This is a genomic window from Ancylobacter mangrovi, assembly GCF_024752355.1.
In the GTDB taxonomy this organism is placed as follows: Bacteria; Pseudomonadota; Alphaproteobacteria; order Rhizobiales; family Xanthobacteraceae; genus Ancylobacter; species Ancylobacter mangrovi.
Map to the genome: position 1 here is coordinate 73,173 of NZ_JANTHZ010000001.1, position 14,140 is coordinate 87,312.

Sequence of the window (14,140 nt, forward strand, 5' to 3'; positions counted from 1 at the left end):
TCACTCGGCGGGCCTGGGTTCGGCAACGGGCTCGTCCGCCTCGCCGGTAGCTGCCTTCCGCCGGTCGCGCCACTCGTAGAAGGTGCCGACGATGCCCTTGGGCAGGAACAGCGTCACCGCGACGAACAGCCCGCCCAGCATGAACAGCCAGTAGGGCGCGAGGAAGCCGGAGGTGAAATAGGTCTTGGCGTAGTTCACCAACACCGCGCCGAGCGCCGCGCCCACCAGCGTGCCGCGCCCGCCGACGGCAACCCAGACGATGATCTCGATCGAGTTGGCGGGCGAGAATTCGGACGGGTTGATGATGCCGACCTGCGGCACGTAGAGCGCGCCGGCGATGCCCGCCAGCGCGGCGGACACCACGAAGGCGACCAGCTTGTAGTTCTCCGCCCTATAGCCGGTGAAGCGCACCCGGGTCTCGGCGTCGCGGATGGCGATCAGCACCTTGCCGAAATGCGAGCGCACCAGGTAGCGGCACAGCACGTAGCCGAGCGCCAGCGCCAGCGCGGAGAGCGCGAACAGCGTCGCGCGCGTGCCGTCGGCCTGGATGTTGAAGCCGAGTATGTCCTTGAAGTCGGTCAGGCCGTTATTGCCGCCGAAGCCCATGTCGTTGCGGAAGAAGGCCAGCAGCAGGGCGAAGGTCATGGCCTGGGTGATGATCGACAGGTAGACGCCGGTCACGCGCGAGCGGAAGGCGAACCAGCCGAACACCAGCGCCAGGATTCCCGGCGCCAGCACCACCATGACGGCGGCGAATGGGAACATGTCGAAGCCGTACCAGAACCAGGGCAGCTCCTTCCAGTTCAGGAACACCATGAAGTCCGGCAGGATCGGGTCGCCATAGACGCCGCGCGTGCCGATCTGGCGCATCAGGTACATGCCCATCGCGTAGCCGCCGAGCGCGAAGAAGGCGCCGTGGCCGAGCGAGAGGATGCCGACATAGCCCCAGATCAGGTCGACCGAGAGCGCCAGCAGCGCATAGGTCAGGTACTTGCCGAGCAGCGAGACGACATAGGTCGGCACGTGCAGGGCCGATCCCGGCGCGGTGAGCAGGTTCAGCACCGGCACCAGTATCGCGGCCGCGACCAGAACCGCGATGAAGATGAGACCGCTCGTGCCCAGCAGGGCGGGCGGGCGCGTATCGCTCGTACTCATGCCTCGATCGACCTCCCCTTGAGCGCGAAGAGGCCACGGGGCCGTTTCTGGATGAACAGGATGATGATGACGAGGAGCGCGATCTTGCCGAGCACGGCGCCCGCATAGGGCTCCAGCAGCTTGTTGGCGACGCCCAGCGACATGGCGCCGACCAGCGTGCCCCACAGATTGCCCACGCCGCCGAACACCACCACCAGGAAGCTGTCGATGATGTAGCCCTGGCCGAGATTGGGCGAGACGTTGTCGATCTGGCTCAGCGCCACCCCTGCCATGCCGGCGATGCCGGAGCCGAGGCCGAAGGTCATGGCGTCGACCCAGTTGGTGCGGATGCCCATGGAGGCGGCCATGCGCCGGTTCTGCGTGACGGCGCGCATCTCCAGCCCGATGCGGGTGAGCCGCAGCACCGCCAGCAGCGCGGCGAAGACCAGCATCGCGAAGATGATGATCCACAGCCGGCCATAGGTGATGGAGAGCTGGCCGATGTCGAACGAGCCGGACATCCAGCTCGGCGCGCCGACCTCGCGGTTGGTGGGCCCGAAGATGGTGCGGATCGCCTGCTGCAGGATCAGCGAGATGCCCCAGGTGGCGAGCAGTGTCTCCAGCGGCCGGCCATACAGGAAGCGGATCACCGTGCGCTCGATGATGACGCCGATCAGCCCGGTGAACAGGAAGGCCAGCGGGATGGCGATGATGAGCGAGGCGTCGAACAGGCCCGGATCGTAGGTGCGGATCGCCTGCTGCACCACGAAGGTGGTGTAGGCGCCGAGCATCACCATCTCGCCATGGGCCATGTTGATGACGCCCATCACGCCGAAGGTGATGGCGAGGCCGATCGCGGCGAGCAGGAGCACCGAGCCGAGCGAGAGGCCGTACCAGACGTTCTGCACCACGTCCCACATGGCGAGGCTGTGCTGGATGCCGGCGATCTCCTTCGCCGCGGCTTCCTTCACCTCGGGCAGCGCGTTGTCGGGCAGGCCGCGCAGCACGGCGAGGGCGTCCTGGTTGCCTTCGGCGCCGACCACCTCGATCGCCTTGATGCGCTCTTCCGGCGGCACGCCGTCCATGCCGATGACGATGGCCGAGCGCGCCAGCGTCATGGCCGACTTCACGTGCCGATCGGTCTCCTTGGCGAGCGCCTTCTCCAGCGCCGGCAGGGCGGCCTCGTCGCGGGTACGCAGCACGGCGCCCGCCGCGGAGAGCCGCGTGGCGGCATCGGGGCTGGTAAGGGAGAGCGTGCCGCTGGCGGCCTCGATGGCGCGGCGGATACGGTTGTTCACGCGCACCGGCTTCACCGGGCCCGGATCGGGCACCGGCTGCATGGTGAGCGGGTCGAGCAGCCCCTTGTCGGTCTCGATGAACACCTTGCGCGGCAACGCATTGCTGAACACCAGCTTGCCGTCCGCGAGCGCCTGGACGATGCCGGCGGCGGCCGGGCTGCCGCTGACCGCGAGCTCGCCCAGCGCCGCTTCCGTGGCGCCGTAATTGCCCTGGGTGAACTGGTCGAGGGCGCCGCTGATGTCCTGGGCCGAGGCCCGGCCGGCGCAGAGGAGCGTGGCAAGAGCCAGCGCGGCGAAGAGAAGCGCGCAGGACAAGCTGCGGCAGCGGGCGGGTGAGGTCATCACAATCCGTCGGTGTAGCGCTGCGGACGGCCGGAATGGCGCCTGCGGCGGCGGAAAGGCGCCGATGCCTTTCCCGGGATGTGGAAGCGGAAGCCGGCCGCCCGGAGGCGACCGGCACAGGTCAGACGAGGACGGGCCCCATGCGCGGGCGGCTCACTGGCCGGCGCCGCCGCACTTGCCGGTCTTGACGTTGAAGTTGCCGCAGTTGAGCGGCTTGCGCCAATCGGCGATCAGGTCCTTGGAGCCCTCGAGATAGGGGGACCATTCCTGCGCGACGATCAGGCCCGGGGTCTGCTCGACGATGTCGAACTGCCCGTCATCCTTCACTTCGCCGATCAGCACCGGCTTGGTGATGTGGTGGTTCGGCATCATGGTCGAGTAGCCGCCCGACAGGTTCGGCACCGAGACGCCGATCAGCGCGTCGATCACCGCGTCCGGGTCGGTGGTGCCGGCCTTCTCGACCGCCTTCACCCACATGTTGAAGCCGATCATGGTGGCTTCCATCGGGTCGTTGGTCACGCGCTTGTCGTTCTTGGTGTAGGCGCGCCACTTCTCGATGAAGTCCTTGTTCTCGGGCGTGTCGACCGACTGGAAGTAGTTCCAGGCCGCGAGGTGGCCGACCAGCGGCTTGGTGTCGATGCCGGCGAGTTCTTCCTCGCCCACCGAGAACGCCACGACCGGGATGTCGGTCGCCTTGATGCCCTGGTTGGCGAGCTCCTTGTAGAACGGCACGTTGGCGTCGCCGTTGATGGTCGACACCACGGCGGTCTTCTTGCCGGCCGAACCGAACTTCTTGATGTCCGCCACGATCGTCTGCCAGTCGGACTGGCCGAACGGCGTGTAGTTGATCATGATGTCCTCGTCCTTGACGCCCTTGGACTTCAGGTAGGCTTCAAGGATCTTGTTGGTCGTGCGCGGATAGACGTAGTCGGTGCCCGCGAGCACCCAGCGCTGCACGCCCTCGTTCTCCATGAGGTAGTCGACGGCGGGAATGGCCTGCTGGTTCGGCGCGGCGCCGGTGTAGAACACGTTGCGCTCGCTCTCCTCGCCCTCGTACTGCACCGGATAGAACAGGATGCTGTCCAGCTCCTTGAACACGGGCAGCACGGACTTGCGGGACACCGAGGTCCAGCAGCCGAACACCACGGCCACCTTGTCCTTGGAGATCAGCTCGCGCGCCTTCTCGGCGAAGAGCGGCCAGTTGGACGCCGGGTCGACGACCACCGCCTCGAGCTTCTTGCCGAGCACGCCGCCCTTGGCGTTCTGCTCCTGAACCATGAACAGCACGGTGTCCTTCAGCGTGGTCTCGCTGATGGCCATGGTGCCGGACAGAGAGTGCAGAACGCCGACCTTGATCGTTTCCTGCGCATGAGCGGGGACGCTGGCCGCAGCCAGTGCCACGGCAGCCGCGCCGACAGCGGCGCGGCCGGCTATGCGCCGCGCCTGGGTGAACAGGTTGAGCATATTCTTTCCCTTCTGGAGTTCGCACGCAGGACCCCCGTCCGCGTGCCAGGGAAAGTTTTGCAATGGCCGTGCCAAAGGCCGCCGGCCGCCAGCCCGCACTACGACGAAGGTCAAAAACGACGATGACCGCCGGGCGCGCCCAAAACTTAGGCGTCGCGCCCGATATCAGGCGAAAATGAGTCCATTCCCGGATTTATGTGTATACATTTTCCGGCGAAAGCCGATCCGATGCCTTTCCCGTCGCCTTTTCCAGCCGCCCCAGAGCGCGGTCGAGCGTGGCGTCGGTCTTGGCGAAGCAGAAGCGGACCACGCTCTCCACCGGCTCCTGGGCATAGAAGGCCGAGACCGGGATCGCCGCCACGCCGTGGCGCCGCACCAGATCGAGGCAGAACGCCTCGTCGCGCGCGGCCGGGTCGAGCGGGGCGAGGTCGACATTGAGGAAATAGGTGCCCGACGATGGCAGCACCGGGAAGCCGCGCGCGCTCAGCCCATCCACCAGCCTGTCGCGCGAGCGCTGCAGCCCGGCGCGCATGGAGACGAACCAGTCCCGCTCCTTGGCGAGGCCGTAGGCGACCGCATATTGCAGCGCGGGCGGGGTGGTGAAGGTGAGGAACTGGTGCGCCTTCGACAGGGTGCGCATCAGCTCCGGCGCGGCACAGACGAAGCCGACCTTCCAGCCGGTCATGCCGAAGATCTTGCCGGCCGAGCCGATCTTCACCGCGCGCTCGCGAAGGCCCGGCAGGTCCAGTGCCGAATGATGGGTCAGCCCGTCGAAAATGACGTGCTCCCACACCTCGTCGCTCACCAGCACCGCGCCCGAGCGGGTGCAGAAGCGGGCGAGCAGCTCCAGTTCCTCGCGCGTGAACACGCGGCCGGTCGGGTTGTGCGGGTTGTTTAACAGGACGAGGCGGGTGCGCGGAGTGAAGGCGCGCTCCAGCGCCTCCTCGGTCAGCCGCCATTCCGGCGGCACCAGCCGCACAAGGCGCGGCACGCCGCCCGCGCGCAGCACCAGCGGCAGATAGGCGTCGTAGAGCGGCTGGAACAGCACCACCTCGTCGCCCGGCTCGATCAGCGCGAACAGCGCGCCGGCCAGCGCCTCGGTGGCGCCGGAGGTGACCATCACCTCCGCCTCCGGGTCGAGATCGAGCCCCTGCCAGTCGCGGTAATGCGCGGCGACGGCGTGGCGCAGCTCCGGCACGCCCATCATCGGCGGGTACTGGTTCCACCCCTCGACCACCGCCTCGGCCGCCTTGCGGCGCACATCCTCCGGCCCGGGATCGTCCGGGAAGCCCTGGCCGAGATTGACCGCCGCATGCTCGCGCGCAAGCCGCGACATGGTCTCGAACACAGTGGTCGGCAGGCCGGCGAAGAGGCTGTTCATTTACAGGCGATCCATGCGGAAAGGCGTGAAAGTCGCGCCACCGCTGTTTTATCCGCCCGCCGCCGGCAAAAGGCAACGCCGTCAAAGCGCCGGGCTCAGCCCGCAGCCAGCACCGCGTGGTTGTCGAAGCGCGGCCCGCCCGAGCGGCGAGCGACGACGCCCACCCCTTCCTCGTCGGCGGCGATCAGCGCCACCTCGCCGAGCCCGCTGGTGGCGAGGAACTGCCCGCCCTGGCGGGTCGGCGCGAGGCCGCATCCGTCGACCAGGGTGAGCGAGCCGAGGAAGCGGCCGTCGCGCTTCCACACCGCGACGCGGTTGCCGCGCGGGCTGGCCGCGGCGACGAAGGCGCCGGAGGCGTCGACCGCGACCGAGCCGACATAGGTGCGCAGCCCGCGCCACTCCTCATCGGGAGCGTCGAAGGCGCGCAGCCCCTCGCCTTCCACCGCGTAGACGAGCGGACGCGCCATGCCGTCGGCGAGCAGGTCCTGCGCGGCGATCACGGTGAGCCCGTCCGGCCCGCTGGCGAGATGGCGCAGCGAGAGCGATTCCAGGTCCTCACCCAGCTCCGCTACCGAGCGCACCTCGCCGGTCTGCGGATCAAGACGCGCAACGCTGGCGCCGGCGACCTCGGCGCCGACCGCTTCGGGCGTGTGCGGCTCGACGCCGCCATTCGCCACCACCAGCGCGCCATCGGCGGGCAGCATGTCGTGCGGGCCGATGCCGGCGGAGGCCCATTCCGCCTCGATGGCGAAGTCGGCCTCGACCACGCGGCGCGTCACCACGCCCTGCCCGCTCGCGCGCTCGATCTCGACCGCGAGGAAGCGGCGCCCGCCCTCGATGAAGCGCCCATGGCCGGAGAAGACCCGTCCCTCGCCCGGCTCGAAAGTCGCGAGCACGGCGCCGGAGCGGCACTCGAACAGCACCGCCATGGTGCCGGGACGGCGGGCGACGGCGATCGCCGTGCGCCCGTCCGGGTTGGGTTCGACCCAGTGCAGGCGCTGCGCACCGGCCTTCACCTGCGTGGCGGCGTAGTCGGCGCCGAGCATGACCGGGGCGAAGCCGCCCTCGACGCCTGCGGTCGCCAGCCATTCGGCGTCGAGCGCGTGGTCGTGGGCGTGGGCCGCGCCGCCGAACAGCACGCGCGGGGCGCGGGCGAGATCGCCGAACCGGCCCATGAGGTTGCGGCGGGAGAGATCGAGAATGCCCATGTCTGCCTCCTCAGTCGCCGTCGAGCGCGTTGAAGCCGAGCGGCACGCCGAGCCCGGACGCCAGCGGATCGGCGACGCTCGCCTGCGCCGCCTTGAACACCGCCATGGCGTCGCCGAGCTGCTTGCGGCCGGCTTCGGTCTCGGCGGCCGCGCCGATGTCGTCGGGAAGCGCCTTCGCCGCCGCGTCGGCATCGGCCATATTCTTGTCGATGGTCGCCTGCGTCGTCGCGTCGAGCCCCTCGGCGAGCCGCCGGCCGAGCGCGTCGGCGCTGGTCACGATGGCGACGATGGTCTCCTTGGAGAGCCCGCTGCGGCGCCGGTCGGCGAGCAGCGGCTTGGCCTGGTCGACATTCTTGCCGAGCACCACCAGCAGGCGCAGGTCGTTGACGCGCTGATAGGCGCCGGCGAGGTCCGTCACCATCTGGCTGAGCAGCGCGTTCGGGTCGGGGAAGTACACCGGGTCCGACTTGCCGGCATAGAGCTGGCCGAGCAGACCGGAGCTGCGGTCGCCCCAGCCCTCGCGCAGTTCGCCCGCCAGCTTGGCGAGATTGCCGGCGATGGCGAGGCCGAGCGCGCAGCGGCGCTTCGACTCGGGGCCGGAGACGAGGTCGGCATCCGCGCCCTCGTCAAAGAGCAGGCGCTCCATCGCCGGCAGGCCCTGCACCGCGGCGCTGAGGCGGAAGAAATGGTCCGGCTGGAGCCGCTCGTCGGTCTCGTCGGCGATGATCTCGGCGACCGAGCGGCCGACCGCGTTGCGCCGTTCCGGGAAGAAATTGAACCGGTCGCCGCGCAGCGACAGCATCACCGGACCGAAGGACACGAACTCGACGCCCGACCAGTCGAGCGAGAGCGCGGTGAAGCTCTCCTTCAGCGTCTTCACCCCCTCGGCGGACGGCGCCTTGCAGAACGCCTCCCAGGCGGCGAGCTGCGTCTTCGCGTCGGTCCGCAGCTTGTCGTAGCGCGGCAGCAGCCACTGTTCGACCACCTCCGGGGCGGACACGGCGGCGGCATGGGCGCGCACCGTGAACATGCCGGTCAGGAAGGTCGCCACCGTGGCCACGGCGGGCACGCCCTGCACGGCCTGGCCGAACTGGCCGGCCAGCGCGAGCGCCAGCGCATAAGGGGAACGTTTCATCATCGCCTCGCTAGAGTGAGGACACAAAATCGACCAGCGTCTGCCGGTCGCGCGCATCGAGCGCTTCGAATCGGGTTCGCGCGCCGGCGGCCTCGCCATCGTGCCAGCGCACCGCCTCGGCGACGTTCGCCGCGCGGCCATCGTGCAGCAGGCCGGCGCCATGCGCCAGCGACCGGGAGAGGCCGGCGAGCGGGGCGGTGCGCCACTCCCCCGCCCCCGCGCCCGGCACGCCAGCGCTGTCCGCGAGCCCCTTGCCGAGATCGTGCAGCAGCACGTCGGTATAGAGCGACACCTGGCCGCCGCCTTCGGTCGGCAGCGAGGGACGATGGCACGCCGCGCACCCCGCCGCCGCGAACAGCGCCGCGCCCTTCGGGTCCGGTGTGGCGGCCCGGGCCTTCAGTCCGCGCAGATAGAGCACGATGCGCCGTACGATCGCGTCGGAGATTTCCGGCTCGCCCTCGGCGTCGCGCCCGTGCGGGGCGTTGCGGCAGGCGGTCTGCGCCTCGGTGCAGTCGCCCCAGGGTTCGAGGCGCTCCGGCGTCGACAGGCCGAGATCGAGCGAGAACGCCTCCGCCGTCTGGCTGGCGATGGTGGCGTGGCTCGCCTTCCAGCCGAAGCGGCCGATCGAGGAGCCGCCTTCCGGCGTCTCCAACCGCCGCGCGCGCCCGCGCACGCCGTCGCCGTCGCGATCGTCGGGGTCCTGAAGGGCGAGGATGGTCGCGTCCGAGACCCGCTCCAGCGCCCCGCGCCCGTGCAGCTCCGGCGCCACGCGCAGCGAGATGTGAGTGGCGGAATCGAGCGGACCGTAGCCGAGAGCGTCGGCATGGGGCACGCGCCGGCCATCAACCACCGAGACGCCGATAGCCCCCTCCGCCGGAACGCCCGGCAGCGTCATCGTCTCCAGCCGGTGGCCGTAGACGGGATCGGGCCCGCCATCGTCGCGGAACAGCGACAGCACCAGCCCGAGCCCTTCGGGTCGCCCGGCGGCATCGAGCGCGGTGGCGCCGTGGCCGGAGCCGGGATGGCAGGACGAGCAGGAGCGCGCGTCGAAGAGCGGGCCGAGACCGTCATTGGCGCGGGTCGAGCTCGGCGCCGGCACCCAGGGGCGCTCGAACAGCGCCTTGCCGATGGCGGCGTCGAGGCGGGTATCGTCCGCCATTGCGGAGGTCGCCAGCGCGAGGCCGAACAGCGGCGTGCCGAGAAAGGCGAGCATGGCGGCGACACCCCGCCCCGCCCGGCGCGGGGCCGGGGCAGCCACAGCCTGCCGGCGGCGCGCGTTCATCATATCACCCGGAACCAGCCCATCATCCCGGTCTCCATATGCTCCAGGATGTGGCAGTGGAACACCCAGTCGCCCTGCGCCGCGACGAAGCCGATCTCGACCGCCTCGTTCGGCTGCACCAGCACGGTGTCGGCGAAATGCTGCGGCAGCCGCCCCTTCGATGAGCTCAGCACCGCGAAGGCATGGCCGTGCAGGTGCATGGGATGGGAAAAGCGGGTCTCGTTCTTGATCTGGATCCGGTAGCTGCGGCCCTCGTTCATCACCGCCAGCGGCGGCGGCAGGCCGAGTCGGTTTCCGGTGGCCCAGGACACCTGCCCGATCGACCAGTACGTCGTCGCGCCGACGCAGAAGCTCGCCACCAGCGCCTTGGACAGCGGATCGTCCGGCGGCAGGCCGAGCTGCTTCACCGCCTGGTCGGTCGCCTGCTGCAGGGTGAAGGAATGGAATTCGGCGGAATCGAGGTCGGGAAAGGGCAGCTCCGCGCGCGGCAGCGCCAGCGGCCCCTCCCCCGGATGCGCCTTGGGCGTGCCGGACGCGGCGAGGCTGGCGAAATAGTAGATGTCCGCCGCCGCGTAGTCGCCGACACGCACCGGTGCGCCGTCGGTCGGCATGCGCAGATGGACGTCGATGCGCTGGGCCGGACCCATGCGCCAGATGCCGTCCGGCAGGTCGTCGAGCAGGATCGGATCGAGCGCGTGGCCGTCGACCGCGATCAGCCATGCCTTCGCGCCCTCGACGCCGATGCCCATGACGCGGCTCGCATCGACGTTGAGGATGCGCAGGCGCACGTCGCCGCCGGCGGGCGCAGTGAGTTCGAGCTGCGGCACGCCGTTGACGCGGCGGGTCTGGCCGAAGGTGCCCGCCTTCGAGGCGCCGGACGGCTCGGTCAGCTCGAGGAAGCTGCCGTCGTCGTCGAGACGCCAGTCCTTGAGGCACAGCACCTCGTCGAGGTCGAAGGGCGGATCGCGCTCGTCCTCGACGATCAGCGTGCCGACCAGACCGCGGCCGGACTGGCCGGTCTCGTCGCAATGGGGATGGAAGAAATAGGTGCCGGGGTCGTCCAGCGGCAGGCGGTGGACGAAGCGCTCGCCCGGCCCGACCAGCGGCTGGGTCAGCGGCGGCACGCCATCATATTCGTTCGGCATGCGGATGCCGTGGAAATGCAGCGAGGAGCCCTCGTCGAGCCCGTTCACATAGGTCGCCTCGAGCCGCGTGCCGCGCGGCATGCGCAGCAGCCTCAGCGGCTGGCCGTCATAGGCGTAGACGCGGGTCGCCGGCTTGTCGGGCCCGAGCAGGTGCAGCTCGGTCTCGCCCGAGGTGAGCGTGAGCGTGCGGGTCGGCACGAAGGGCTCGGGCGTATGGGCCCGGCCCGTGCGCGAGGGGGCTATCGCCGCCATCGCGCCCAGAGCCGCGCCCGCACGAAGGAAGGCGCGGCGCGAGAATCCCGCGCCGCTTCTCGTCATGACGGCCTCACTGGCCGACCTTGGAGGGATCGTCCAGGCTGTCGGAGCCCTCGACCTTGATCTGCAGGCCGAGCGCGGCGACCACGCCCTCGAAGGCGCGGGCCTGGGCGACGAGCGAATCGACGCCCTTCTGCACCAGCGCGTTGCCCTCGACATTGCCCTCGCCGATCATCTGGTCATAGGCCTCCTTGCCGCTGTCGCCCTCGTCCTTGATCGCCTTCAGCGCGGCGAGCGCGGCGTCGACCTTGGTCTTGGCTTCATCGGCCGCCTTCGGCGCCTTGGCCGCGGCATAGCCGGCGACGGACGCACCCTCGACCACCGAACCGTCCACGCGGGTGTACTTGCCGCGATAGATGGAGGCGATGCCCAGCTCGTCATAATAGTGCGAGTTGTAGGTGTTGTCGGAGAAGCAGTCGTGCTCTTCCTCCGGGTCGTGGAGGATGAGGCCGAGCTTCATGCGCTCGCCGGCGAGCTCGCCATAGGAGAGCGAACCGAGGCCGGTGAGGATGGTGCCGAGCGCGGCGTTGTCGTCCTGCTCCATCACCGCGGCGCGGGCCTTGCCGTCCTTGCCCCACCAGTTGTGCATGTCGGTGAGGTCGGAGACCAGCAGGTCGGTCGCGGACTTGAGATAGGCGGCGCGGCGGTCGCAATGGCCGTGCGTGCAGTTCTTGGTGTCGTAGTCGGTCGCCGGCCGCTTGCCCGCGCCCGGACCCGTGCCGTTGAGGTCCTGGCCCCACAGCAGGAACTCGATGGCGTGATAGCCGATGGCCACGTTCGACTCGACGCCGCCCGCTTCCTGCAGGCTGTCGATCACCTCGGGCGTGATCGTGGTCGCGTCGATGGTCGTCTTGCCGACGCGGATCTGCGTGTTGGCGATCACGTTGGCGGTGTAGAGCGGGTTCTCGTCCGAGGAATCGCCGTAGCTCTTGTCGACATAGTCGATCAGCCCCTCGTCGAGCGGCCAGGCGTTCACGCGGCCCTCCCAGTCGTCGACGATGGCGTTGCCGAAGCGGTAGCCCTCGCTCTGCTGGTAGGGAACGCGGGCCGCCTTCCACGCGGCCTTCGCCTTGTCGAGATTGGCCTCGGTCGGCGCGGTGAGGAAGGCGTCGACCGCCGTCTGCAGCGCCTGCGCGGTGGTCAGGCTGTCGCCATACATGGCCTCGGCGATGTCGGCGTAGTTCACGACGATGTCGTGGACCTTCGGCGCATCCTCGGCCCGTACCGGACCGGCGACGACGACGGTGCCCAGCGCGACGGCCGCCAGCAGCGGCGCGGCAAATAATGATCTGGCTCGCATGATATCTCCTCCCAGCCGCCAAAGCGGCGCCCGTGTTGGCGGAGACTCCTACGCCAGCGCATCAAACACTCGCAAGTGTTTGAACTTACTTTAGAATTGTTTTACATCAAAACTCCGGCCGCAACTCCCTCCACTGCATGTAATTCTGCAGTAATACTTGAGATAAAATAAATATTCATGACGCAGCGTCAAGCAGCGGCTGCAAGGCTTCGCGCAAATCGTCGTCATGGACTTCGGACAGCGGCTTGAAGAGTTTCGCCGCTTCGGTGCGACGGCCGGGGCGCATCACCAGCACCACGGTCTCCGCGCCGCCGCAGGCCGGGTCGCCGCAGGCGATCTCGGTGATGGAGATGGTGGTTTCCTCGTCGACCCCGAGCAGCGCCCGCGCCCGCGCGGCCAGCTCGCGTGCCGCGTCCGGCGCCGCTTCGGCGCTCTGCCCGCGGCGGAAAAACAGCCGGGCCATTCCGTCCTCCACTCCTCGCCCGGCATGTCGGCCGGGCGTTCGCCCGCGCTTGCGCGCCCCTAGGAGGTACGCCGCCTGCCGGCGTGTCGCAAGCCGGCGCGGCGACGGCCCGGCTCCAAGTAATCACACGCGCGAATAGTTTAGAACTGTAATAATATTCAAAGATAATCGTTGTCGAATGCAGTGCAGCGGCGTATTTCTCCACGCGAAGTCGCCGGCAGCCCTGCTTACCTTCTTTCGGAACGCAGGTTGATCGGCGCCCGCTTCGCGAGGCCATCTTCCCGGCAGGTCTCGTGAACCGCGCGGGACGACGGCACGCGCTCCCTCAGCCGTCGTCCCGCGCTTTCGTTTCCCCTACATCCGCCGCGCTCCATGCCCCTCGCCAGGGGTCGGGCGGCGCGAGGCCGAGATGGGCGAGCATGCCGCATGCCGCCGTATGGCCGGTGGCGAAACATCCCTGCAGCAGGTAGCCGCCAGTTGGCGCTTCCCAGTCCAGCATCTCGCCGGCCGCGAAATTTCCCGGCCGCGCGCGCAGCATCAGCCCGGCGTCGAGCGCCGAGCGGGAAATGCCGCCGGCGGAGGAGATCGCGCGCTCCAGCCCGCTCATGCCGCTCACTTCCAGCGGCACCGCCTTGATGAGCGCGGCGAGCTTTTCCGCCTCCGCCGGCAGCGCCGCGATCGCCTCGCGCAGCAGCCCCGCGGCGGCGGGCGACAGGCCGGCGGCCTTGCGCAGGCGGTTCGCCATGCTCTCGCCCTTGCGGCTGCGCGACAGCCGCGCCGCCAGCGCCTCAAGGGAGAGGTCCGGGCGCAAATCGACGAGGAGACGCGCCCGCCCCTCCCAGGCCGCCGCCTCGCGCAGCCGCGCCGAGAGGGCGTAGACCGCGCCGCCCTCCAGCCCGGTCTGCGCGATCACCGCTTCGCCGCGCACCGTCGCGCCCTCGGCGGACAGCGCGATGCGCTTGAGCGGCGCACCGGCGAAGCGGGTGCGGAAGATCTCCGACCAGGCGATCAGCGCGCCGCTATTGGCCGGTTGCAGCGGCGCGAGCGCGACGCCCTCCCGCTCCAGCAGCGCGGTCCATCGCCCGTCGCTGCCGAGGCGCGGCCAGCTTGCCCCGCCGAGCGCGAGCAGGGTCGCGTCCGCGCTCACCGCCCTCTCGCCCTCGGGGCTCATGAAGAGCAGGTCGCCACCCGGTCCCCAGCCGCGCCAGTCATGGCGCAGCCGCAGCTCGACGCCGAGCCCGGCGAGCCGCGCCAGCCATGCGCGCAGCAGCGGCGAGGCTTTGAAGGCGCGCGGAAACACCCGCCCGCTCGAGCCGACGAAGGTCGGCTGGCCGAGCCCTTCCGCGAAGGCGCGCAGCCGGCCGGGCGGAAAGGCGTCGATCATCGGCGCCAGCCAGTCGGCGGCGCGCCCATAGCGGGCGAGGAAGGCCTCGCGCGGCTCGGAATGGGTGAGGTTCAGCCCGCCGCGCCCGGCGATCAGGAACTTGCGCGCGGGAGAGGCCATGCGCTCGAACACCGTCACACGGCACCCCGCCTGCGCCAGCGCCTCCGCCGCGATCAGCCCCGCCGGGCCGGCGCCGACGATGGCGATGCGCGGATTTTGCGAGTCGCGCGAGGAAGTTGCACTCACCTGTTCGCGATCCGATTCAGGCCGAACCCGGCGAGAAAAGAAC

11 protein-coding genes are annotated in these 14,140 nt (G+C 69.7%); all 11 read right to left on the reverse strand.

The window, feature by feature from the left end; translation table 11 throughout:
* The 11 genes from urtC to NVS89_RS00405 all read right to left on the reverse strand — a co-directional run bounded on the left by urtC (window position 1) and on the right by NVS89_RS00405 (window position 14,097).
* Entirely contained in the window at window positions 1-1,155 is a 1,155-nt protein-coding gene (urtC, locus tag NVS89_RS00355; RefSeq protein WP_258730462.1) for an urea ABC transporter permease subunit UrtC, read from the reverse strand.
* Window positions 1,152-2,774, reverse strand: coding sequence for an urea ABC transporter permease subunit UrtB (gene urtB / locus NVS89_RS00360; RefSeq protein WP_258730463.1), 1,623 nt, complete (start codon window positions 2,772-2,774; stop codon window positions 1,152-1,154). The genes urtC and urtB overlap by 4 nt, the downstream gene beginning before the upstream one ends.
* A gap of 153 nt (window positions 2,775-2,927) precedes the next feature.
* Complete coding sequence (urtA, locus tag NVS89_RS00365) at window positions 2,928-4,238, reverse strand: urea ABC transporter substrate-binding protein (RefSeq protein ID WP_258730464.1); 1,311 nt, start codon at window positions 4,236-4,238, stop codon at window positions 2,928-2,930.
* 193 nt (window positions 4,239-4,431) lie between these two features.
* The gene (locus NVS89_RS00370) at window positions 4,432-5,619 is read right to left on the reverse strand and encodes an aminotransferase (protein WP_258730465.1); all 1,188 of its coding nucleotides are present in this window, start codon (window positions 5,617-5,619) and stop codon (window positions 4,432-4,434) included.
* A gap of 95 nt (window positions 5,620-5,714) precedes the next feature.
* Entirely contained in the window at window positions 5,715-6,827 is a 1,113-nt protein-coding gene (locus tag NVS89_RS00375) for a DUF1513 domain-containing protein (protein ID WP_258730466.1), read from the reverse strand.
* Window positions 6,828-6,837: 10 nt separating this feature from the next.
* Complete coding sequence (locus NVS89_RS00380; protein ID WP_258730467.1) at window positions 6,838-7,962, reverse strand: imelysin family protein; 1,125 nt, start codon at window positions 7,960-7,962, stop codon at window positions 6,838-6,840.
* A gap of 10 nt (window positions 7,963-7,972) precedes the next feature.
* The gene (locus NVS89_RS00385; RefSeq protein ID WP_258730468.1) at window positions 7,973-9,175 is read right to left on the reverse strand and encodes a di-heme oxidoredictase family protein; all 1,203 of its coding nucleotides are present in this window, start codon (window positions 9,173-9,175) and stop codon (window positions 7,973-7,975) included.
* A 68-nt stretch (window positions 9,176-9,243) separates the two neighbouring features.
* Window positions 9,244-10,707, reverse strand: coding sequence for a multicopper oxidase family protein (locus NVS89_RS00390; protein ID WP_258730469.1), 1,464 nt, complete (start codon window positions 10,705-10,707; stop codon window positions 9,244-9,246).
* A gap of 7 nt (window positions 10,708-10,714) precedes the next feature.
* Window positions 10,715-12,004 carry an imelysin family protein gene (locus tag NVS89_RS00395; RefSeq protein ID WP_258730470.1) on the reverse strand — a complete coding sequence of 430 codons (1,290 nt, stop codon included), beginning with the start codon at window positions 12,002-12,004 and terminating at the stop codon, window positions 10,715-10,717.
* A gap of 175 nt (window positions 12,005-12,179) precedes the next feature.
* Window positions 12,180-12,467 carry a hypothetical protein gene (locus NVS89_RS00400; RefSeq protein ID WP_258730471.1) on the reverse strand — a complete coding sequence of 96 codons (288 nt, stop codon included), beginning with the start codon at window positions 12,465-12,467 and terminating at the stop codon, window positions 12,180-12,182.
* 325 nt (window positions 12,468-12,792) lie between these two features.
* Entirely contained in the window at window positions 12,793-14,097 is a 1,305-nt protein-coding gene (locus tag NVS89_RS00405) for a TIGR03862 family flavoprotein (RefSeq protein ID WP_258730473.1), read from the reverse strand.
* Window positions 14,098-14,140: the final 43 nt, after the last annotated feature.